Source organism: Winogradskyella sp. A3E31 (genome assembly GCF_046720935.1).
Taxonomy (GTDB): domain Bacteria; phylum Bacteroidota; class Bacteroidia; order Flavobacteriales; family Flavobacteriaceae; genus Winogradskyella.
In genome coordinates, this window is record NZ_JBHNWH010000007.1 from 215,897 (window position 1) to 238,592 (window position 22,696).

General features: G+C 34.4%; 29 protein-coding genes. 18 read left to right on the plus strand and 11 right to left on the minus strand.

The features are described from left to right. Positions 1-39: 39 nt before the first annotated feature. Positions 40-1,275 (plus strand): DEAD/DEAH box helicase, encoded by a 1,236-nt coding sequence (locus ACFEMA_RS10635; RefSeq protein WP_411768179.1) that lies wholly within the window; start codon positions 40-42, stop codon positions 1,273-1,275. Positions 1,276-1,300: 25 nt separating this feature from the next. On the opposite strand, the gene ACFEMA_RS10640 is transcribed toward ACFEMA_RS10635, so the two are convergent. Then, positions 1,301-2,164: a hypothetical protein gene (locus ACFEMA_RS10640; RefSeq protein WP_411768180.1), complete on the minus strand. Its 864-nt coding sequence runs from the start codon at positions 2,162-2,164 to the stop codon at positions 1,301-1,303. A gap of 277 nt (positions 2,165-2,441) precedes the next feature. Between ACFEMA_RS10640 and ACFEMA_RS10645 the strand changes: the two genes are divergently transcribed. From ACFEMA_RS10645 to ACFEMA_RS10655, 3 genes are all read left to right on the plus strand, one after another. Further along, on the plus strand, positions 2,442-3,137 hold the full coding sequence (locus tag ACFEMA_RS10645; protein WP_411768181.1) for a hypothetical protein: 696 nt from the start codon (positions 2,442-2,444) through the stop codon (positions 3,135-3,137). A gap of 182 nt (positions 3,138-3,319) precedes the next feature. Next, positions 3,320-4,273: a 23S rRNA (adenine(1618)-N(6))-methyltransferase RlmF gene (gene rlmF, locus ACFEMA_RS10650; protein ID WP_411768182.1), complete on the plus strand. Its 954-nt coding sequence runs from the start codon at positions 3,320-3,322 to the stop codon at positions 4,271-4,273. A gap of 77 nt (positions 4,274-4,350) precedes the next feature. After that, entirely contained in the window at positions 4,351-5,673 is a 1,323-nt protein-coding gene (locus tag ACFEMA_RS10655) for a hypothetical protein (protein ID WP_411768183.1), read from the plus strand. Here the strand turns inward: ACFEMA_RS10655 and ACFEMA_RS10660 are convergent. After that, positions 5,670-6,074, minus strand: coding sequence for a hypothetical protein (locus ACFEMA_RS10660; RefSeq protein WP_411768184.1), 405 nt, complete (start codon positions 6,072-6,074; stop codon positions 5,670-5,672). The genes ACFEMA_RS10655 and ACFEMA_RS10660 overlap by 4 nt on opposite strands. Beyond that, positions 6,061-6,645 (minus strand): RNA polymerase sigma factor, encoded by a 585-nt coding sequence (locus ACFEMA_RS10665; protein WP_411768185.1) that lies wholly within the window; start codon positions 6,643-6,645, stop codon positions 6,061-6,063. Before ACFEMA_RS10665 ends, ACFEMA_RS10660 begins: the two co-directional genes overlap by 14 nt. A 142-nt stretch (positions 6,646-6,787) precedes the next feature. On the opposite strand from ACFEMA_RS10665, the gene ACFEMA_RS10670 reads away from it, so the two are divergent. From ACFEMA_RS10670 to ACFEMA_RS10685, 4 genes are all read left to right on the plus strand, one after another. Continuing rightward, entirely contained in the window at positions 6,788-7,129 is a 342-nt protein-coding gene (locus tag ACFEMA_RS10670) for a DUF6249 domain-containing protein (protein ID WP_411768186.1), read from the plus strand. 186 nt (positions 7,130-7,315) lie between these two features. Next, positions 7,316-8,299: a hypothetical protein gene (locus ACFEMA_RS10675; RefSeq protein ID WP_411768187.1), complete on the plus strand. Its 984-nt coding sequence runs from the start codon at positions 7,316-7,318 to the stop codon at positions 8,297-8,299. Continuing rightward, positions 8,292-8,645 carry a MauE/DoxX family redox-associated membrane protein gene (locus tag ACFEMA_RS10680; protein ID WP_411768188.1) on the plus strand — a complete coding sequence of 118 codons (354 nt, stop codon included), beginning with the start codon at positions 8,292-8,294 and terminating at the stop codon, positions 8,643-8,645. The genes ACFEMA_RS10675 and ACFEMA_RS10680 overlap by 8 nt, the downstream gene beginning before the upstream one ends. Positions 8,646-8,654: 9 nt before the next feature. Next, the gene (locus ACFEMA_RS10685) at positions 8,655-8,822 is read left to right on the plus strand and encodes a hypothetical protein (RefSeq protein ID WP_411768189.1); all 168 of its coding nucleotides are present in this window, start codon (positions 8,655-8,657) and stop codon (positions 8,820-8,822) included. Here ACFEMA_RS10685 and ACFEMA_RS10690 read toward each other — a convergent pair whose 3' ends face one another. After that, positions 8,823-9,497 (minus strand): M15 family metallopeptidase, encoded by a 675-nt coding sequence (locus ACFEMA_RS10690; RefSeq protein WP_411768190.1) that lies wholly within the window; start codon positions 9,495-9,497, stop codon positions 8,823-8,825. Positions 9,498-9,528: 31 nt separating this feature from the next. On the opposite strand from ACFEMA_RS10690, the gene ACFEMA_RS10695 reads away from it, so the two are divergent. The 10 genes from ACFEMA_RS10695 to ACFEMA_RS10740 all read left to right on the plus strand — a co-directional run bounded on the left by ACFEMA_RS10695 (position 9,529) and on the right by ACFEMA_RS10740 (position 16,518). Further along, positions 9,529-10,134, plus strand: a complete 606-nt coding sequence (locus ACFEMA_RS10695; protein ID WP_411768191.1) for an alpha-ketoglutarate-dependent dioxygenase AlkB family protein — start codon at positions 9,529-9,531, stop codon at positions 10,132-10,134. Positions 10,135-10,474: 340 nt separating this feature from the next. After that, positions 10,475-11,407: an alpha/beta hydrolase gene (locus ACFEMA_RS10700; protein ID WP_411768192.1), complete on the plus strand. Its 933-nt coding sequence runs from the start codon at positions 10,475-10,477 to the stop codon at positions 11,405-11,407. Positions 11,408-11,536: 129 nt separating this feature from the next. Further along, on the plus strand, positions 11,537-12,277 hold the full coding sequence (locus ACFEMA_RS10705) for a hypothetical protein (protein WP_411768193.1): 741 nt from the start codon (positions 11,537-11,539) through the stop codon (positions 12,275-12,277). Positions 12,278-12,536: 259 nt separating this feature from the next. Continuing rightward, complete coding sequence (locus ACFEMA_RS10710; RefSeq protein WP_411768194.1) at positions 12,537-13,397, plus strand: SPFH domain-containing protein; 861 nt, start codon at positions 12,537-12,539, stop codon at positions 13,395-13,397. A 1-nt stretch (position 13,398) separates the two neighbouring features. Continuing rightward, a complete protein-coding gene (locus ACFEMA_RS10715) occupies positions 13,399-13,581 on the plus strand; it encodes a hypothetical protein (protein ID WP_411768195.1) in 183 nt (60 codons plus the stop codon). Positions 13,582-13,592: 11 nt separating this feature from the next. Next, entirely contained in the window at positions 13,593-13,751 is a 159-nt protein-coding gene (locus ACFEMA_RS10720; protein WP_411768196.1) for a DUF4177 domain-containing protein, read from the plus strand. Further along, entirely contained in the window at positions 13,751-14,260 is a 510-nt protein-coding gene (locus ACFEMA_RS10725) for a hypothetical protein (protein ID WP_411768197.1), read from the plus strand. The genes ACFEMA_RS10720 and ACFEMA_RS10725 overlap by 1 nt, the downstream gene beginning before the upstream one ends. Then, entirely contained in the window at positions 14,253-14,420 is a 168-nt protein-coding gene (locus tag ACFEMA_RS10730; RefSeq protein WP_411768198.1) for an Arc family DNA binding domain-containing protein, read from the plus strand. The genes ACFEMA_RS10725 and ACFEMA_RS10730 overlap by 8 nt, the downstream gene beginning before the upstream one ends. Positions 14,421-14,478: 58 nt before the next feature. Continuing rightward, a complete protein-coding gene (locus tag ACFEMA_RS10735) occupies positions 14,479-15,744 on the plus strand; it encodes a DUF819 domain-containing protein (RefSeq protein WP_411768199.1) in 1,266 nt (421 codons plus the stop codon). A 51-nt stretch (positions 15,745-15,795) separates the two neighbouring features. Beyond that, a complete protein-coding gene (locus ACFEMA_RS10740) occupies positions 15,796-16,518 on the plus strand; it encodes a DUF4369 domain-containing protein (RefSeq protein ID WP_411768200.1) in 723 nt (240 codons plus the stop codon). Positions 16,519-16,591: 73 nt separating this feature from the next. Here the strand turns inward: ACFEMA_RS10740 and ACFEMA_RS10745 are convergent, their stop codons facing one another. The 7 genes from ACFEMA_RS10745 to ACFEMA_RS10775 form a co-directional block, all read right to left on the minus strand. After that, positions 16,592-16,861 carry a hypothetical protein gene (locus tag ACFEMA_RS10745; protein WP_411768201.1) on the minus strand — a complete coding sequence of 90 codons (270 nt, stop codon included), beginning with the start codon at positions 16,859-16,861 and terminating at the stop codon, positions 16,592-16,594. A gap of 59 nt (positions 16,862-16,920) precedes the next feature. Then, the gene (locus ACFEMA_RS10750) at positions 16,921-17,892 is read right to left on the minus strand and encodes a type I phosphomannose isomerase catalytic subunit (protein ID WP_411768202.1); all 972 of its coding nucleotides are present in this window, start codon (positions 17,890-17,892) and stop codon (positions 16,921-16,923) included. 3 nt (positions 17,893-17,895) lie between these two features. Next, complete coding sequence (locus ACFEMA_RS10755; RefSeq protein WP_411768203.1) at positions 17,896-18,306, minus strand: 6-pyruvoyl trahydropterin synthase family protein; 411 nt, start codon at positions 18,304-18,306, stop codon at positions 17,896-17,898. Then, entirely contained in the window at positions 18,303-18,827 is a 525-nt protein-coding gene (gene idi, locus ACFEMA_RS10760) for an isopentenyl-diphosphate Delta-isomerase (protein ID WP_411768204.1), read from the minus strand. The genes ACFEMA_RS10755 and idi overlap by 4 nt, the downstream gene beginning before the upstream one ends. 93 nt (positions 18,828-18,920) lie before the next feature. Then, positions 18,921-20,861, minus strand: a complete 1,941-nt coding sequence (locus ACFEMA_RS10765; protein ID WP_411768205.1) for an OmpA family protein — start codon at positions 20,859-20,861, stop codon at positions 18,921-18,923. An 11-nt stretch (positions 20,862-20,872) separates the two neighbouring features. Continuing rightward, positions 20,873-21,799 (minus strand): type IX secretion system membrane protein PorP/SprF, encoded by a 927-nt coding sequence (locus ACFEMA_RS10770; protein ID WP_411768206.1) that lies wholly within the window; start codon positions 21,797-21,799, stop codon positions 20,873-20,875. A gap of 26 nt (positions 21,800-21,825) precedes the next feature. Beyond that, a partial coding sequence (locus ACFEMA_RS10775; RefSeq protein ID WP_411768207.1) for a gliding motility-associated C-terminal domain-containing protein occupies positions 21,826-22,696 on the minus strand: 871 nt, incomplete at its 5' end.

The window sequence follows — 22,696 nt, forward strand, 5'->3', positions numbered from 1 at the left end:
CTTAAAAAATAGGTTACCTTTGTGCATTAAATTCAAATCATGTCTTTTAAAGACTTAGGACTTATAAAACCTCTGCTTAAAGCTATAGATGCTCAAGGCTACGATGAACCCACTTTTGTACAGGAGAAAACGATTCCTTTAGTATTAGAAAAAAAGGATGTTGTTGCATCTGCACAAACAGGTACAGGGAAAACCGCTGCGTTTGCTTTACCCATTTTGCAATTGTTATTTGATAAGCAAGATGCTTCTAAACGTCAAAAGAAGATTAGAGCACTGGTCGTTAGCCCTACACGAGAACTCGCAAGCCAAATCAATGAGAATTTTAAAAACTACGGTCAGTTTACCAATTTAAGATCAGCAGTTATCTTCGGGGGTACTTCTATTGAACCACAAATTGACATCCTAAAAAAAGGGGTTGATATTTTAGTGGCTACTCCCGGTAGACTTCTCGATTTGCATAAGCAAGATTATATCAATCTCGATTATATTGACATTCTTGTGCTAGATGAAGCCGATTTAATGCTCGATATGGGTTTTATTGATGATGTAAAAAAGATTGAGCGTCTTTGCCCTGATGAAAAACAAACACTTTTATTTTCTGCTACCATTCCTTATAAAGTAGAGCAGCTTGCCAATACCATATTGAAGGATCCTGAGCGTATTGATGTCACACCAAAAGCATCTATTGCCAATGACATTAGTCAAGTGTTGTATTATGTACCTAAACGCAATAAAATACAATTGTGCCTTCATTTGCTAAGAAATACAGTAAAAGGAAATGTTCTCATCTTTAGGCGCACCAAATTCGGGGTTACTAAACTCGAAAACAGATTATTGGAAAATGGATATAAGGTGGATAGTATCCATGGTGACAAAACCCAAAGTGACCGACAGACGGCTTTGAACAAATTCAAAAATGGCTATGTCAATATTTTGGTGGCGACAGATGTTGCCGCAAGAGGAATTGATATAGATGAACTTGATACAGTTATGAATTTTGATTTACCAAATGTTCCTGAAACCTATGTTCACCGCATTGGTAGAACAGGTCGCGCAGGTAATATTGGTATAGCATATTCCTTGTGTTCTGCGGATGAAAAGAATTATATAAAATCCATACAAGAATTTATTGGAGTTCAAATTCCTGTTGAAGCTGAACATCCATTTCCTTTAGACCCCAAAGCAAAGCCAACCGTTCATAAAAAGAAAGGCAGTAAGCATAAAAAAGGACGTAAAGGCAGTGGTTCTAAAAAGAAAAAGAAACGATGGTATTAAAAGATGAAAAGAAATAATTTTTAGGCTAAATTGTTTTTGCTCTATCAATAATTTCTTTCTTAAAGAGAGAATCGCTCTCTAAAATTTTGAAAAAGTCTAACATGAATTGTTTGGCTTTATTATAACTTTCTATATTTTCAAAAAACGTTTTATGATCATCAAGAACCTTTAGAATCTCTGGTTTCTTTTCTAAATATTCATTTCTGATTTTGTCGTACACAGACAAATCCCTTTTATATCCTAAATAGTATCGCTCTGTAACCTTAGTAATTGGCAGTGGATTTTTCCTTGAATCTGATACAATGGCGTAATCAGAATCTACCAAACCACAAAGATCAAAATCATATGGTATAGGAACTGATTTTTTGTCAACAAAGAGCATCTTCATATTATGTTGATAGGACACAGAATAATCTGTATTTCCAATCATAAATTGAAACAGTGCGTTTCTTACCGTAACCTCATCAAAATTAGCAGGATGCTTTTTTTTATCAAAAACCTTACCTCCAACTCGCTCGGCTAAATCTTCATCATCTTCTATAACAAAACCTTTAAACTTGTAAAGTTTGTCATCCTTCTTTTTTACGTCTTTATACTCAATATCTAGTAGTCTGGTTTTAAAATGATACTCTGAAATTTGCTCATACATTTTATAAGCCAAATATTCCTTTAAAACAAAATCACTGCTATTAGATTTTTTGCAGGGCATAACTAATTTTAGTTTCCTACTCCCCTTAAATACCGTTTTTTTGGCATTATCCTTAGAAACCTTCAGTTTTAAGGGTGTAAAAAAACAATTCTTTTTTCTAAATTTTCCACGAGCCCTGATTTTTATATCTACATCTTGCCACTCATTTTCAGAGTTGAGATAGGCTATGTTGGACTTCATAAATGTAGAATCATTTGTCTTAGCCTTAATTTCTTTTCGAGAATATTGAAATCGGATCGGTAGTATCTCTGTTTGTAAAAAAAGACGCTCCTTCTGTTTTTTTGTTTTGTCTTTATTGTTCTCTTGAGCTTGTATTGGGAGAGAAACGAATAAAACAATTAAGCTAAAATATTTTAAATAGCGGAAATTCATTTTTATTGCTAACTTTATCAAATATAACCAATTAACCAACCTCATCAGAAAATATTCAACAATTTTAAATTCAAGGACACTTATTGTGTTGACTTCTGCTTGCGCAATAACGTATGCTTCTTTTTACTTTAATATAAGTTTTAATGTAGATCTTACATTACTCAGTATTGCAATTATTTTCCCTCTAGTCTTTGCGATAAGAGGATCTTTTAGACGTAGGGAAAAAGCTTTAGAACATTTAAGTGAATTTAAGAGCACACTTAATACATTAAAATATTATCTCATTAGTAAAAATGACCGATCCAAAGAGTTTATTGATAATGTAAATAATATTCTTCTTGAAATTAATAATACCGTTATAGCTCATCTGGGTGCTAAAAATAAGGGTATGCATGAAGTGGATAAATCTACTGATAAATTATACCAATTTATACTTGCAAATGAGGCTGTAATATCTAGACAAGTAAGAGAAAAATCTTTCCGGTTTATGAAAGATATGCATGAGTCTGTTGAAAATTTAAATTCCATACATATTCATCGAACCCCTATAAGCATGAAGGCCTATTGTCTAATTTTCGTCTATATCTTTCCTTTTATTTATGCCCCTGAAGTGATAAAGAATGTTGGTGATTACCAATCTTCTGTAATAGTCTATCTTATAGTCATTGTTACCCAATTCATACTAATCTCTTTGTATAATATCCAAGACCAATTGGAGCATCCCTTTGATAGTGTTGGTGTGGATGATATAAATCTTGATAATTATAGAATAAACAGGTGAGTCTGTAGGGTTTAAATTGCACCACCCTATTTTCATCTATTGTTGTAAAAGCAACATCTGTTACAAGACTTTGTATTATTAATTAGGGCATCCAGATAAATCCAACTAAATTATCATATAGACTACAAAAAGCATTATTATTAAGCCTAATTTGTTTTTACTCTAAAAAGACTTATAAAAAATTGAAAAAGAAAGCACACCCTAAAATAAAATCAGAACTTCACCCAAGGAATCAGCACAGAACACGCTACAATTTTGATGACCTTATTAAAAGCTCCCCAGAGTTAGCCCCTTTTGTTGCTCCAAACAAGTATGGAGATCTTTCAGTAGATTTTTTTAATCCCGAAGCAGTAAAAGCCCTAAATAAAGCTTTATTAGTTCATCATTATGGCATAGAATTTTGGGATATTCCTAAGCACTATTTATGTCCACCGATTCCTGGCCGGGCAGACTATATTCACAATATCGCAGACCTTTTAAAAAGAGATGAAAAAGACATCCCAAAAGGACATCAAATTAAAGGTTTAGACATAGGTGTTGGTGCAAGTTGTATTTACCCCATCATTGGTAACCATGAATACGGTTGGTCTTTTATAGGTAGTGACACCGATGAGACTGCTATTATATCAGCCAAAGCCATAGAACAAAACAACTCTAAATTAAAATCCAATGTAGAGATTAGACGTCAGGAATCGAGTAATGCTTTTTTCAAAGGCATTTTAAAACCTGATGAGAACATTGATTTTTCAATGTGTAACCCGCCCTTTCATTCCTCATTGGAAGAAGCTCAAAAAGCCAGTCTTAAAAAGCTTAAAAACCTAAAAGGGAAAAAACCAGACAAAGCAATACTCAATTTTGGCGGTCAACACAATGAGTTATGGACCAAAGGTGGTGAAGTCCGGTTTGTAAAGGACATGATTTATGAAAGTAAACACTTTGGTAAGCAATGCCTTTGGTTTACCTGTTTAATTTCAAAAGAAACGTCTTTAAAACCGACGTACAAGATTTTACAAAAAGTAAATGCTACAGAGGTTAAAACGGTTGAAATGGGACAAGGTCATAAAATAAGTCGCTTTATAGCTTGGACGTTTTTATCTGAGAACGAACAAAAAGATTGGAGAATAGGACGTTGGTAGAACTATTCAATAGTCATAAAAAAAGTTAAATTTAATTGAATATACCTAAATTTAGGATGAAATAAATCAACCAACCCATGAGTCAAGATTATAATAATCCGGCTTTTAAAAAGCTATTACAAAAACTACAGGAAGAAAGTTGGCAATTAGAACTGATTATTTCTGGTTTTGCCATTTTTGGTCTATTCTCGATTTTTGACCCTATATCTGTAGCCCTAACTGCAGCAGAAAATGATGAAAAAATCTACATGGTCATTATACTTATGGTGGCTCTGGTCTCTTGTGCCATTTTAGCCCTAAATTTAATTCTGCATGTTATTCTCAGAGGTTTATGGATTGGAGCATTGGGGCTACGCTATGTTTCCGGGGATATTGATTATGACTACCTCAACTATAGTCCAAAATTCACTAAATACCTTAAAAAAAGAGTTGGCTCATTCGATAGGTACATTGCACGGCTAGAAGATTATTGCAGTATCATATTTGCCATATCATTTCTTCTTATATTCTATGTTCTAGCCCTAACCTTTACCATTGTATGTATTGCTTTAATTGCAAATTACATTCTTGATAATGACAACCTCAACAAGACATTTAGATTGTGGCTAGGCATTCCGATGATGTTGTTTATTACCATAGGCATGTTTATCACATTTATTGATTTTGTTACACAAGGCTGGTTAAAGAAAAAAAAGTGGATTAGTAAGATTTATTTTCCGGTATATTGGGTTTTTAGTTTTATTACCTTATCATTTCTATATCGGCCAATCGTCTATAACTTTTTAGATAACAAATTTGGAAAACGCTTAAGCTTTTTATTAGTTCCTCTCTTTATACTAATACTAATAGGTTCTTCCTTTGTTTATGAACGTTCTAATTATTTTGGCGAAGACCTCAACTCTAATACCATAATTGCAAATTCTTTAAACTACGAAGATTTACTCACCGAAGATGCAGACTTTATTAAACGTGCTGCTATATCATCAAAGGTTATTACTGATCCATTTATAAAAATTTTCTTGGTTCTCGACGAGAATATTGAAGATAATGTCGTGGATTTTAACCAAGGTCTTAAACCAGAAAACGATATTCGTGGATTAAATTCTAAGATGTTTTTTGATTCAAATTTTAGATGGTCTAAAAGGGACAGTCTTCAAAAAGAATATATAAAAACACTCAACTATGTGTATAGTGTAAAAATTGACACCATAACATATAAAAGTGACTTTATCCTAGGTGAAAGCTTGAAGAAGCAAAGGGGTTTTGAGAGTTATATTGGCATAAAAGATCTCCCTGAAGGTAAACATCTATTAAATATCATTAGAAAAAGAATTATAAGAAACAACGATACCGTTAGCACCTATGTAGCTCGTATTCCCTTTTGGTATTATCCTAATTAAAAAGACATACGATTATTAAAATACTGTTTCAATAACGGAATTTGAATACTTAACATAATAGCAAGTAAAACAAACACATACATAAATGTATTAGAAAAATCAAAAGAGAATCCTTCGAATGGATTAAGCGCCACATCCGGTAAATTATAACGCTCGGAAAGGCTTGCCGTGTTGCCTGAGTCTTGAAAAAGGACATAACTAACCAATCCTAAAAAGCCTGCACCTATTAGCCACCACAAATATTTTGGAATAAGTGGTTTATAAACTATTGCTTTAGATGCTGACAAGGCTTCAATCTTAGACATTACATTATCTGTAAAGTCATTTGGCGCTTGCTCTAAGCTATCATCCGTCATTAACTTATTAACTAACTCCTCTATTTTTTTATCATGCTTCTCCATAATTCAAACTATTTTGCGGTTGCAGGTATTGCTCTAAAATAACTGCCAATTTTTTTCGAGCTCTAAACAATTTCACCTTAACCGTATTGGCTTCAACATTAATGATTTTAGAAATTTCTTCTAAAGATAATTCTTCAAAATAAAATAAGGTTAACAATGCACTGCTATCCTCTGGTAATTTGTTGATGCAATCTTTTATTAAAGTACTCCTTTCTTCCTTAATTATATTGTCTAAAGCATTATCAATAGTATCTAACTTATTAAAAGTATATTCATCTATTGCAACATTGTTTATGTGCTTTTTGTTCTTTTTAATATTGTCCAGACACGTGTTATAAGCCACTCTATAAATCCAAGTCGAAAACTTAGAATCCCCTTTAAACCTATCCAATGACTTAAAAACTTTGATAAACGTATCTTGTGCTACTTCTTCGGCCTCTTCCCTGTTCTTCAACATTCTTATCGCTAAAGTATAGACCAGATCCTTATAACGATCTACTAGTTGTGCATAAGCTCTAGCATCGCCATTATTAATAGCATCTATTAATATGTTTTCGTCGTTGGTGGTCATTTTTATTTAAGACGACAACTATGTATATAAGGTTACACAAACTGATAAAAATTAATTTTTTTGAAAAAATTGTAACCTAAATCAAAAACCAGTCGTCATAAGCTTTGAACAATTAAAACTAATCAATTTAAAAACAAACATTATGGATGAAGAAATTTTAATACCAATTAGCATGTTCGCAGCTATTTTTGGAATTGTGTACTTATACTTTTCTACAAGAAATAAAGAACGGCTAGCTTTAATAGAAAAAGGTGCGGATGCAAGCATCTTTAATATTGGTAAACGCGCAGGGTCTTCATGGAAGATAGTCATATTAAATCTAGCATTTCTTTTAATGGGTATTGGTGTTGGCGCCTTTATAGGTTCCATTATCGATGAATATACCCGATTAAATGATGGGGCAATTGTTGCTGTAATTTTTATCATGGCAGGTCTAGGTCTATATGTCGGTTTTACACAAACCAAAAGAGCGTTGGACGACTAAAAAACAACTAATCAATCAAAAGACGAAAAACGTCTCACTCATTACCAAATGGGTTGGACGTTTTTTTATGCTTTTTTTCGATGTTTATAGCAGCTTGAAATTAGTCATCGGATTTTTAGGACATTAAGTAGATTTTATCTGGTTGAAAAAGTATATTGGTTATATTTATAAGCAGTATTAACGACCATGCTCAATAAAACCATCTTCCTTCCTTTATTTTTTTTAGGTGTTCAAGTACTTTGGAGCCAAATAAAAATAGTAGATAGTATTTCTAAGATACCTGTTTCCTATGCTACAGTGTCTTTCGGAAATGGCAATGGTATTTTTGCCGATGATGAAGGTGTGTTTGTTTTTAATAAAAAATTATACCCGGATATTGATTCGCTTTTTATTTCTGCTCTAGGTTATAAGGAACTTGATTTGGCCAGCGCAAATATTGAAAAACAATTATTTCTTCAGCCTCAGATAGATCAGTTGGACGAAGTGCTTTTGAGTTATACACCAAATAGACCTTTTGAGACTGAAGAACTCGAGCCCTATTTAGATGACGATTATTACAATTGCTGGTTACCGACCATAGAATCTGAAATCGCTGTATTTTTTCCGAATGAAGAAAGCTCGTTGACGCAGATTGCATCGGTTAAGTTTCCTATCGCCTTAGAATCTAAGGACTGGAGTAAGCGCAAGAAGAAAAACAGTGATAAAAAGAAATTTTCAACCCTATTTAAAGTCAAGTTTTATAAAAACGAAAATGGTCTTCCAGGCGAAGTCCTTTCCTACCAAACCATAGTCTTTAGGGCTACTGAGAAAGATGGTGATTTTCATGAACTCGATGTATCTGGAAACTCGATTTTTATGCAAAAGGAAGGTGTCTTTGTGTCTCTACAGGTTTTGGGCTACACCGACTCAAAAGGTAAATTATTACCCAATAAAAAATATAAGGAAATCAAAAGTCAGTCTGGTATTGTAAAAATACCTACCAACTTTAGACCCTTGTTGCCTTTTACTAACGAAATACAACCACATAGAACTTATATTAAACGTGTCTTTATCAATGACAATGATTGGACTCCGTTTAAAGCTAATAATGGCTTTAAATCAACCTTATTAGACAAAGGATATTATAACTACGGAATAGGACTAACACTTAAAATTTATAAAGATGAATGAACCATGGCACTTATATTTAATGGCTGCGATATATATTATTGCAGGAATTTCACATTTTGTTAAACCGCAAATGTATATGCGTACTATGCCCAACTATTTACCAAACCATAAGGCTTTAGTACTTATTAGTGGCGTTTCCGAAATTGCTTTAGGTTTAGGGTTATTATCCTCAGAAACACGAGATATTTGCCTTATCGGAATTATGCTAATGCTCATTATGTTTTTGAGTGTTCATTTTTACATGTTAACGAGCAAAGAAGCCGGTGCTGGCATACCAAAGTGGATTTTATACCTTCGTATACCACTACAATTTGTATTGATGTATTGGGCATATTCATATCTTTAAAAGATAACTATGAAAGATAAAACAGGCCTTATCATTGCCATTATCGGTATAGTAATTTTAGGAGGTATTATTGGTTATCAAGCTAAAACGGGTGAATCGCTTACATACCTCATACCTGTTGGATTGGGCATTAACCTGTTTGGTGTTTTCTTGCATATGAAACGCAATCGCAAGTAATTATTTAATTGGAAAGTCGAAATACGTATCAGGAAATGGCTCACCTCGTAACGTGAAGTGCCACCATTCTTTAGGATAATTCCTGAATCCATGCTTCAGCATTACAGTTTGTAGAAGTTGTCTATTTGCTTTTTGTTCAGCTGTTATGGATTCATAATTTACCCAAGACGGTTGTCCGAAAAAATCATAAGGACTTCCCATATCCAAAGGAATGTTAGTCTCACCGTCAATGATGGTTAAATCTACTGTACTGCCACGGCTATGACCAGATTTACTCGCAATATATCCTTCACTAAATAAATTACTTTTATCAACTTTTGGGTAGAACTCCTGCTTATTTATAGTATCATTAATCTGCTTTGCCCAACGTACAAAATGGTTTACAGCAGTTTGTGGTCTATAGCCATCATAAACCCGTAAGCATAGGTTTTGTTGCTGTAGTTCGTCCTGTACTAACTTTAAATGCTTTGCTGCTGCTTTGGTGAGATAAAGCGTGTTAGAATGGTACCCATTTATTGTGTCACCGACAAAATTATGAGTTGAATAATAACGAAGCTCTACATCCAAATCAGCAATAACCTCAGAGACATCTGTAAAATCCTTGGGCATATCCTTACGCTCTTGAAAAGAAAGCAAGCCAAATAAGAGGATTAAAAGTAGATTTTTGTAATTCATATTCAATAGCTAATTTAGAGAAAATTAAACTATGGAACTGTTTTCTGCAGAAAAACAAGTAATGTGCTTACCCAATGCTGAGCTTATTTATTATCCAAATTTCTATAAAAAAGGAGAAGCAGATCGACTTTATGAAAGCTTAAAGCAAAGCACAAAGTGGCAACAAGATGATATTACGGTCTATGGAAAAACCTATAAACAGCCACGATTAACTGCTTTATTTGGTAAGAATGGTAAAACGTATTCCTATTCAGGTATCCTTATGCACCCAAAACCCTTTACTAAAAAGCTTATTAAAATTGAAGCTGATATTTCTAATACATGTGGTCAAAATTTTGATACCGTTTTATTGAATTGGTATAGAGATGGCAATGACAGTAACGGATGGCATGCAGATAATGAAAAGGAATTAGGGAACAACCCCATAATTGCATCATTAAGTTTTGGTGAGGAACGTCCATTCCATTTTAAACATAGAACCATAAAATCAGAGAGACATAAATTAGTATTGAAACACGGTAGTCTATTGGTAATGAAAGGAGAAATGCAGCATCATTGGCTACATCAAATAGCCAAAACTAAAAAGGATATTGGAGGTAGAATAAACCTCACCTTTAGAAATTTGCAAACCTTATAAAAGCAAAAAACCGAGATCCCTCAATCTCGGTTTTTCTAATAATTTGCTTTAATATATGCTAGTAGATTCAGGGTCTCTAAACCAATAACATAATGCAAATATTAATTAATTAATCCATTGAACTAAAAACTAAATTTTAGTACACAACAAATATAAAATCCTATTTCAATTATATAGTTTAAATACATTATTAATCGATGAAATACACCTAATTTTAACATTTAAAGATGAAATAATGTATTTCATCGATAAAACACACTGCTATAATAACAAAAGCGATCCGAGCGTTATACCTTTTTATCAGTCTTTGGACTATATTTGTCCGTAAATAAAAAATACTATGAAAGGAGCTTTTCTCAGTTTATTACTTTGTCTATCACTTACTCTTTTTGGGCAAAACAATCCTCTTCAAAGTACAGAAATAGAAATCAATAAATGGGTAGAAGGGACGCTATTAACGCCCAACTCTAACTCTAAGCCCGATTTGGTAATAATTATTGCAGGTTCTGGTCCTACTGATAGAAATGGAAACCAGAATACCTTAAAAAATAACTCCCTGAAAAAATTGGCAATAGCTTTGGCAGAATCACAAATTGCTTCATTTAGATATGATAAGCGTACTGTAAAGCAAATTCAAATGGGAAAATTAGAAAAGAAAATTAGCTTTGATGATTTTGTTGATGATGCAAAGGCATGTATCGACCATTTTAAAGACAATCCAAATTTTTCCAAAATATATATTATTGGCCACAGTCAAGGTAGTTTGGTGGGTATCCTTGCAGCCGAGGACAATGCCGATGGATTTATTTCCTTAGCTGGTGCAGGCCAAAATATAGGGGATGTACTCATAGAGCAAGTCAATAAAACTGCTCCCTATTTTACGGAAGCCACAACTGCTGTTGTCGAAAAGTTGAAAGAAGGAAAGACCACAAAAGAATATCCCAAAGAGTTGAGTAATATGTTTAATGAAGAGCTTCAAAAATTTATGATAAGCTGGATGCAATACAATCCTACAGAAGAAATAAAATCTTTGGAAATGCCTGTACTTATAATCAATGGCACAAAAGATCTTCAAGTGTCTGTTGATGAGGCCAATTTATTAGCTGCTGCAAATTCTAAAGCGGAGCTAAAAATCATTGAAAACATGAATCATGTTCTTTTTGAAATTGAAGGTTCTGACCTGGAAAATTCCAAGTCCTATAACGAGGCCTTTAGACCTATTTCTTCAGAACTCATCAAAAGCATAGTAACCTTCATAGAATCAAACAGATAGGCATTTCAGCCGAAAAATTTGTTTTTATTAGTGATTTCATAGTTATTTTTTGTCACTCATCGACAAATCAGGGTGTTTTTTGAAATTAATTCTACTTTCAAAATCTGAATACACCCAAATCTATGTATCATGAAATCTAATTACCTACTAATTGGTTTACTTTTTTGTCTGCCCTTTTCACTACAAGCTCAAGAATTTGGCTTTGGTGTGCGTGGCGGATTCAATACCTACTCTATCGGCGAAATTATAACTGTTGGTTCTAACGGACCAAACGGCCCTGAAGCCGGACTTGTTTTTGACCCGGTTGAGGATATCGGTTTTCAGTTTGGCGGCTATTTTGTGGCACAATTCGGAAAGTTTTATGTACGCCCAGAACTGAACTACATGTCCTTTCAAAATCATTATGATTTTCCAGATCAGCAATCCAAATGGACACGTTCAAAAATTGACTTTCCAATATTATTAGGTTACGACATTATTGGTCCTGTATCAGTATATGCTGGTCCTGACTTTGGTTTTTTTAGTGATGCAGAAATTGAAGGTGTACAAGAAACTTCTTTTACAACAGGCAATGTAGGTCCTGATTTAGAAAAAACAGCCGTGAATTTAAATTTTGGAGTGACATTCAAATTTAAAAGTATAGGTATTGACCTACGTTACGAAATGGCCTTAGCAGAAACTGAAGAGGAACGCGAAGATTTTATTAGGTCTGCTTATGGGGTAAACCTTGCTGATTTAAAACCATATAATCCAAACGTATTAAGTTTAAGTGTCTTTATAGATATATTTAGAACTGATAGTGGCAACATTGGCGAGTTCTTTGCTGGGCTTTTTAAAAGTGATAAATGCTACTGTCCTTACAATAAATAAAGCAAATCCATCTTACTTCAATAAAAAAAGCATCTTCAGACGAAGATGCTTTTTTACTAACTAACCAACCAATGTAATGTGTGCATTTATTGAGCTGCTAACCAGGCGAACTCTGCATTTTACATTACACCAATACTATATTCAAATCCCGTGCCAAAAAAATAATTTTCATAAAATATTTTGAAAATCAAAAAACAAAATATATCTTTATGATATCAAAATAATATCATTTTGAATTTAACTTATAAAATCCAACATCATGAAAGAAGAAAAAGTCATTGTCCCTGCTAACGGATACCTAATGTTATTGGTATTCTTTGTATTATTTATCGGTAGTATTGTCGCAATGATTTTATTGCGAAGCCCATGGTTTATCATTGCCATTGTATCATCTTTAATATTGGCATTTGGCTTTGTAATGGTGCAGCCAAACAATTCGAGGGTCCTATTGTTATTTGGAAAATATGTCGGTACCATTAAAAGGAATGGCTTTTATTGGGTCAATCCCTTTTATACTAAAAAGAAAATATCTCTAAGGGCTAGTAACTTTGATAGCGAACGTCTTAAAGTCAATGATAAATTGGGTAATCCTGTAATGATTAGCACCATTTTAGTGTGGAGGGTATTTAATACCTACAAAGCTGCATTTGATGTGGATAATTACGAAAACTTTGTCCGCGTGCAAACCGATGCTGCCGTCCGAAAGTTAGCAAGCATGTACCCTTACGATAATTTTGCAGATGAAGGACATGATGAAGACATTACCTTACGTTCTAGCGTCAATGAAGTTAGTGAAGCTCTTGAAAAAGAAATTGAAGAACGCTTATTGATTGCTGGCATCGAAGTATTAGAAGCACGCATCGGGTATTTAGCTTACGCTCAAGAAATTGCCAATGCCATGCTCAAGAGACAGCAAGCTACTGCAATCGTTGCTGCCAGACATAAAATCGTAGAGGGTGCTGTAAGCATGGTCGAGATGGCTTTACATGAATTGAGCAAAAACCAAATTGTAGATTTAGACGAAGAGCGTAAAGCAGCCATGGTTAGTAATCTTATGGTTGTTCTTTGTGGCGACAAAGATGCATCACCAATTGTAAATGCAGGCACTTTAAATCATTAATATGAACAAGTCACAAATTTTAAGTATTGCTCTTGGAAGTTCTGGCGGAACAAGTTTAGGAATAACTGTAGGCGTTGTTGCTGGTAATATTGTTGTAGGTTTAATTGCGGGTAGTATTATAGGTCTATGTATTGGTACCATCATAGCTTTAGTATTCCTGAATGAGAATTCTGAAAATGAATAAATTTAAAAAATATGAAAGAATATAAAGTTATACAGCCAAAACTATCTTTAAGAAATCGATTTCAAAAATATGAAGATCTTTTGAACCAATATGCAAGGGAAGGCTGGGAAGTTAAACACGTTGGGCAAAATTCCCCTTTTATTATTTTTGAACGTGATAAAAACAGATAATGCGGATATTTAAGGAACAGCAACGATTTACTCAATTATGGCTCATTATTCTAGTGGCCATTAGTACGCTGGTGCCTTTAGGAATAGTATTGGGCACATATTACAAAGATTCTAAAAGTATGTCTATTATTGAGCTGGTCTCAATCATTAGTGTAGTTATTTTGGCTGCTGGTATTATATTCTTGTTTAAGTTGACCTCTAGAATTGATGAAAAAGGTATTCATTATAAATTTTTTCCTTTTCATTGGACAAATAAGAGTATTGTGTGGGGAGACATAAACAAAGCTTATGTTAGAAGTTACAGTCCAATAGGAGAATATGGAGGCTGGGGCTTAAGAGGTGGGAAACTCTTTAGTAAAGCTAATGGGAAAGCTATAAATGTCTCTGAAGATATCGGCATTCAGCTCGAATTAAAAAATGGTAAGAAACTATTAATTGGCACACAAAAGAAACATGAAGCTGAAAGCGTATTAAATACCTACAAATTAAAAATTAATACTAATGGCTAAGAAAAAAGCCTTTGCATTACGGATGAATGAAGACATGCTCAAAGCTGTCGAAAAATGGGCTGCGGATGAATTTCGCAGTACTAACGGACAGATTGAGTGGATGCTAATGCAATACCTTAAAGAACACAACAGACACCCAAAACAAAAAAATAAGGAGTGACCAATCGGTCACTTTTTTAGGCCTTAATTTTTGTATTTTGCATCTTTAAACTACCACTATGGAAAATACTCCAGTCTTTACCAACGATGCCATTGTATTCGGGATTTTAATGATTTCCCTTGGATTTGTGTTTTACACGGAATCCATAAAAACAGGATTTTGGAAGAAATTTTACAGGATTGTTCCCGGACTATTGATGTGTTATTTCATTCCGTCCATATTCAATTCTTTGGGTGTAATTTCAGATGAAATCTCGCAAACTTATTTTATTGCCAGTCGTTATCTATTACCTGCATCATTGGTATTACTAACGCTAAGCATTGACCTGAAGGCGATTTTTAATTTAGGATGGAAAGCCTTAGTGATGTTTTTCACAGGTACTGCAGGTATTATCATTGGTGGCCCCATTGCTATTGTATTGATTTCAGCATTTTCACCCGAAACCGTTGGTGGAGTTGGTTTTGATGCCACATGGAGAGGCCTTGCAACGCTGGCTGGTAGTTGGATTGGTGGTGGAGCCAACCAAGCTGCGATGTTAGAGATTTATGAATTTAACCAAGAATTATACGGAGGTATGGTACTTGTCGATATTGTAGTTGCTAATCTATGGATGGCCATTATACTGTTAGGTATCGGAAAACGCAAAAAAATTGACAAGTGGCTCAAAGCAGATAACACCGCCATTGATGAGTTACAGGACAAGGTACAGACCTTTAGTGATAAAATAACACGAATCCCTAAGACTTCAGATCTTATAATAATTTTAGCCATTGCCTTTGGTGCAGTTGGGATTTCCCACTTTGGATCTGACCATATTTCTAGCTTTTTATCAAACAATTTTGAGGCCGTGAGCGACCCTAAAAGCGCCTTATCATCCTTTGGTAGTGGTTTCTTTTGGCTCATCAGTATCGCTACAGCGATAGGTGTTATATTGTCGTTTACAAAAGCCAAAAACTACGAAGGTGCAGGTGCCAGTAAAATAGGTAGCGTCTTTATTTATATTCTTGTGGCTACCATCGGTATGAAAATGGACTTGGGCAAAATTCTAGAAAACCCTGGGCTTATTTTAATCGGGTTGGTATGGATGGCTATACACGCACTATTACTCATTGGTGTTGCCAAACTTATTAAAGCACCGTATTTCTTTTTAGCCGTCGGGAGTCAAGCCAATGTAGGAGGTGCGGCTTCAGCACCTGTTGTTGCTGCAGCATTTCATCCGTCTTTAGCTTCTGTTGGCGCACTTCTGGCTGTGTTTGGTTATGTTGTAGGCACCTATGGTGCTATTCTTTGTGCAGAGCTTATGAAAATAGCTGCTGGAGGTTAGTATTTCAGAAAATATTATGTGATATTTGCGACCTAAATTTCAACTATTTTCATGTTAAAATCATTAAAAACTTACGTTTTAGCGATACTTATTTTAGGGGTTGTGTCTTGCGATAAAAAAGAGGCCAACTTCACTTTAAAGGGCAGTATTAAAGGCCTAAAAAAAGGGACTGTTTATTTGCAGAAAGATGGAGATTCCTCAAGAATTACTCTAGATTCCATGCAAATAATGGGTGAACCAGAATTTGTACTTTCAACAGATTTGGAAGAACCTATTTTATTATTCTTAAAATTGGCGAAGAACGATAATATAGATGATAACGTCATTCCATTTTTTGCAGATAAAGGTGAAATGCAAATTAAAACCACATTAAAACGTTTTAGTTTTGATGCAAAAATAACAGGAAGCCAACAGCAAGAGGTTTTGGAGGACTATCTAGAGATTGTCGAAATCTATAAAGATCAAAACCTAGATCTTATAAAACATAATTTTGATGCCCAAAAAAGACAAGACAGCGTAGCTGTGGACTCACTTAATAAAAGGTACGAGCGACTCACACGTCTAAAATATGCAGCGACCATAAACTTTGCATTGAATCATAACGATAGTGAAGTAGCACCATACTTAGCGGTATATGAAATCCCAAATACAAGTGTTAAGTATATGGATTCTATCTATAATAATTTAACATCAGAAATTAAGGAATCACATTACGGCAAGATTTTAGGAGATGCCTTAAGGGATTACAGAACAGCTCTAGATACCTTGAATTAAAATGGCACTAGATTATTAAACAAAAAAATCCAACCGTAACCGATTGGATTTTTTTGTTTGTTAGAAAAGCGACTTACTTAAGCTTATTGATTTTATCAATCAACTCACGACCTTTTGTTTCAAGATCTTGGTTAATTTGCTTAAAATGTGCTTTCTTATTTTCAACGGATCTATCATTAACCTTTTCGATTAAATCGTCAAATGTTGCAATAGCCTCATCGATTATAGCTTCGCTTTCTTTGGTAGGTTTTTCAGAATTTGCCAATTCCCAAACATAAACTGCTTCAATGATGTCTCCCAAAACATAGTTTATGTCTTTTTTTAAATCTCTCTTATTTGCCATGATTCATATTTTAAGTACTGCAAAAGTACTAAATCCTACACTGATTATAACTATAAAGTTTAGACATAAATCTCTAAAAGTTTTGCTCCTTTAGATTCAATTTTATACTGTTTTAAGTAAGCAGGAACAAGGACTGTTTCTCCTTTTTTAATGGATTCAGAAAAATCGCCAACATTAATTCTAGCGTCTCCATCAACACACATATAAATCACAAAAGAATCTTGTCTGTTTTCTTTTTCTAAAGTGGAGTCGATGTCTAAATAGTTCGTTTTAAAATATGGGCAAGATACCATTTGGTTAGAGGTGTTCTTTTCCTTAGAGTATGATACTCTAAAGTTATCTGGTATATTAAAATCAATGGCATCAATGGCCAAATCATTATGAAGTTCGCGTTCATTACCGTCATCATCTTTCCTGTCCCAATCGTAAACCCTGTACGTAATATCACTTGTTTGCTGAATTTCGGCCACCATCACTCCAGCACCAATGGAATGTACACGTCCAACCTCAATAAAGTAGGTGTCGCCTTCTTTTACGTCATCAAAATTTAATATCTCAGTAAGTGTCTTATTCTCTAGATGATTTAGATATTTTTTAGAATCAACATCTTGATTAAACCCAACAATAAGGTTAGAACCAGCATCTGCTTGCATCACATACCACATTTCCGTTTTACCAAAAGAGTTATGACGTTTCTTAGCTAGCTTATCATTAGGGTGCAACTGAATACTTAAATCTTCCTTGGCATCAATAAACTTAATGAGCAAAGGGAACTTGTTTCCAAACTGTTGATAGTTCTTTTCACCAACTATGTCCGAAGCATACTCTTCTAGCAATTCTTTTAAGGATGTTCCCTTCAATTTTCCGTTAGAGACTATAGATGTATCTCCTTCAACATCACTCAGCTCCCAACTCTCCCCAACATTTGGCGCATCTGAATTCTTATTTAAATAGGTCTTCAACTTTTGTCCACCCCAAATTTTCTCTTTTAAGATGGGGTGAAACTTTAAAGGGTACAATGATGCCTTCATACCTTATTCTCCTGAATATTTAACGAAGTTACGCGGGGTTTCGTAAAGCGTGACTTCAAGCTCTAAATTAGCATCTAACTTGGCTTTTAGCTTGTTATAAATAACGACCACAATATTTTCAGCAGTAGGATTTAAGTCTGCAAATTCTGGAACTTCGACATTTAGGTTTTTATGATCAAAAGCATCCTCGACTTCAGACTTAATAATATCTTTTAGCACCTTTATATCAATCACGTAACCTGTTTCTGAATCTATCTCACCAGTTACACTGGCGATTAATTCGTAGTTATGCCCATGAAAATTGGGGTTATTGCATTTTCCGAATACCTCATCATTCTTTTCATGGCTCCAGTCCTTTCGGTATAGGCGATGCGCCGCATTAAAATGTGCTTTTCTGCTTACTGTTACTTTCATGATGTGATATTGATATGCTCGTAAAACTTTTCAAAAATAATCTTAAACCAGGCCGTATAATCATCGGGGTTTTGTGCCATATCTGACTTAACCGTCTCTAAAGTCATCCATTTCCAATCGGCGACTTCATCTGGATTAATATTTGGTTCGTCATCAAAATGCCCTACCAAAATATGATCGTATTCATGCTCTGTTAACCCGTTTTCAAATGGTGCTTTATAGATAAAAGACGTGGTTTCCTTTAATTCTGTAACAAAGCCCATTTCCTCTTGTAAACGCCGTTTACCAGCTTCAATATTAGATTCTCCTTCACGCTGATGACTGCAACAGGTATTGGTCCACAATCCAGGAGTATGGTATTTGTGCAACGCACGTTGCTGTAACATCAATTCATTTTTAGAATTAAACACAAACACAGAAAAAGCACGATGTAGCAATGCTTTTTCATGCGCCTCCATTTTTGCCATCAGTCCAATTTGATTATCGTTTTCATCAACCAAAATCACTTGTTCTTCTTTCATATCCCAAAAATACTATCAATTATTTGAAAACACTGTTAGTAAAAACAAAAAACATCCTCAGAAAGGATGTTTAAAAAGTATATGAATTGAATTTTAGTGACTAATGACTATAAATTCATTTCTTCTATTTTGTTCGTGTTCTTCTGGTGTACATGTCACCCCATTTTTACATTTATTGACCAATTGGGATTCCCCATAACCTTTACCCGTAATTCTATCTTTAGATATGCCTCCAACAGTAATCATATAGTTCTTTGTTGCTTCGTTTCGCCTTTGAGATAAGGCTTCGTTATAGGCATCTCTCCCTTTTGAATCTGTATGTGATCGGATGTCAACTTTTAACATTGGGTACTCCTTTAGGTAGGCAATAATTTTATTGATTTGAACCTGAGCATCTGGTCTTATGTTGGATTTGTTTGAATCGAACAATATGGGCTCCAATTTTAAAAGCTTAAATAAGTCTGTACCTACTTCAGGAAGAACCTTTTTTGGTATTGGCTTTAATAAAACGTCTATTGAATTATCTTTTGCTTTACTTATACTAAACTCTGATGTGTAACTTTCAAAATCATCCTTTTCTACTGTTATTCTAATCACATCAATACTACATAAAACACGAAATTCAAACTTGCCATTAGTATCCGTTTTAAAAAGGTCGATTTTTTCACCATCCTTGTTTTCAACGGTTACTCCAGTATTACCTATTTCTGAAAGGTCTTCAGCATTTTGAAGCCCAACAATTATATTTCTCTTACATTTTGGAACTTCAAATGTGTAAATATCATCATCTCCTTTTCCACCTTTTCTGTTCGAAGACAAATAACCAGTCCGTGTTTTTGAATTTTCATAGTAAGCAAAATCATCTTGAGAACTATTAAAGGGCATACCAAGATTTTCAGCTTGTACGGCCGAAAGGTTATTAGTGTTTTCAAAACTTCTAACTACAAAAACATCATAGCCTCCCAACCCAATCGTACTCTTCGATGAAAAAAATAAATCGCCTTTCTCATTTACAAAGGGAAACGATTCTTGACCTTCGGTATTAATTTTATCTCCTAAATTCATTGGAGTTCCAAGGGTGCCATCTTCATTAATATCTACTACAAAAATATCGGATTGACCTAATGTGCCCGGCATATCGGATGCAAAATAAAGTTTTGTCCCATTTTTATTTATCGCAGGATGAGCAATGCTATAATCATTACTGTTGATATCCTCTTTTATGACATCATCCCATTGCCCTTTGTCATTTTTGGTCACTCTAAAAAGCTGTAACCTATTTACTCCATCTTCATCCTCTTTATAATCATTTTTGAAATAATTGTTACGGGTAAAAAAGAGATACGACCCATCAGGAGATATACAAACCGAAGACTCATGCCATTTGGTATTAATAGCTTCAAAAGATTCTATATCTGAAGCATCGCCTATACCAGAACCTTCTACAGCGTATACATTTAGGTAGGGTTGACCATTCCATTTGTAATCTTTTCCACCACCTCTCGAAGATGAAAAATAGAAGCGATTGTTATACTCAAAACTACCAAAATCTGAAAACTCACTGTTAAATGAAACATTAATAAGCTTAGTACTATTACCATTTGTCGACTGAATATCATTCAAGTAATTTCTATTAGAATTAAACAGTTTAACTCTTGAATCATTTGGCATAAGTTCTCCGAATTTCATTATCCATTCGTCCGATTCCTTATACTTTTCATTGCCTTTCAATGCCATTGCATATCTATAATAGTATTCAGCATCTATATCATCATGTTTATCAAAAAGTACAGCATACCATTTTGAAGCTAGTGGCATATCATTGTTAAAATAATATGAATTGGCTAATTTTTCAATAAGCTCCTGAGAGGTATTGCCTTTGGAAACTAAAGCTTCTAGTTCTGATGCTGTTTCTTGATAAGCCAATTTCTCATAACCTTTCAAAGCCTTTCTAGCTTCATTTTGCTGAGCATTAACAGATGTAATTGCTAAAATGCATATAATAAATGTGAACTGTTTAAGTATAATTTTCATACTATTTATTTTTAAAAGAATCTAGGAGACAACACTTTACCAATTTTTTGGACTTCGAACCGTAGAATAATTTCGTGCGTACCACTGTTATAATTATTCAGATCAGATGTTGTTAAATCATAACCATAGCCTATAAAAATGCCATTATTTAATTGAATACCTGCCAAGCCAGCAATGGAATCATCCCAACGCCATGCGAGTCCTAAAGTAAATCTATCATTAAATAATGCATTTGCAGATATATCAGCAATAATTGGAGCTCCAGATACCGCTTTAACCAAAAATGCTGGTTTTAACTTAGTGGTTTCACTTAAATTAAAAACATAGCCACCAGTAATAAAATAATGTAAGCGCTCTGTAGCAACAGACTCTTGGAAATCATCGTAATGACTTGTGGTTAATAAGTTGGGAGCAGAAACGCCCACATACCAATCTCGGTCACTCAAGTATAATCCACCACCGATAATTAGAGAATGTTGATTAATGTTTTGTTGAAAAACAGCATCCGGACTTTGAAAACGCCCCTTACTCCAATCTGTACTTAAGTTGTGCCAGCCAACTTTAGCTCCAAAAGAAAGTTTTGTGTTATTTTCATTTAAGCGCACTGAATAAGAGAAATTAGCATCCACAAATGTTTCGTTTGCCGGTCCAAGCGCATCGTTAACAATATTTAGACCTAATCCTATATTTTCATTTCTTAACGGAGAATGAATGCTTAAAGATTGTGTTCTTGGGGCACCATCAAAACCAACCCATTGCGATCTATGTAAACCAACGATACTTAATGTTTCTCGCTGACCTGCATAAGCTGGATTAACACTAAGTGTATTGTACATATAATGCGTGTATTGAGGATCTTGTTGCCCAAAACTATTTATACTGAACAATGATATGATTGTTAGTATTAAGACTTTAAAAATTGATAATTTATATAACATCTTAACTTCTTTCTTACTATGATTATTTATCTATTAATGTACAACCAACCTGTCATAGGTTTTGAACCATCGCCTAGGTTTAAAACATAATAATATGTCCCTACTGGCAATTGTCTTGAACCGTTAATAACACTTCTTCCGTTAGATGTACCATCCCATGTGTTTTGATAGCCTTTTTCCTTAAAGACTATGTTCCCCCAACGGTTATAAACTTCGAGTGTATTATTTGGAAAATTCTCAATACAAGTAATTACGAATAATTCATTGTCTCCATCACCATTCGGTGAGAACTCATTGAAGATTTCTATACAAGATTGACATTGTGCCAATGTCGTTACAGGTAATGTAATGTCAGCACGATTAAAATCACATGGGTCATTCCAATCTGTACCATCATCATCATCAAATCCGTTTCCATCAGGGTCTATTTCATCTCCATTAGTTACACCATCACCGTCACAATCTGCATTTAAGAATATTGGGTTCGATAAATCCTCATCTCCAACAGTTCCGTCATCATCACACGGATCATTTGGATCACTTCCATTATCTATCTCACTACCATCATCAAGTCCATCACCATCCGTATCAGGGTTATTGGGATCAGTACCAAGTATGGTCTCCTCACCATTAGTTAATCCATCATTATCAGCATCACAGTTTTCATTTGTATTATCTGGTGAACATGCATCTAATGGATCAGAACCATCATTAGTCTCTACATCATCATCAATACCATCACCGTCTGTGTCACCTGGATTGTTGTATGGATCAGTACCATTGGTGAACTCATCTCCGTTGCTCACACCATCACCGTCACAGTCCGCTGCCTGCCAGATTGCATTTGTGCTATCATAGCCTGTATAGCCTGCTGGCTGTATCGGGTCACATGGATCG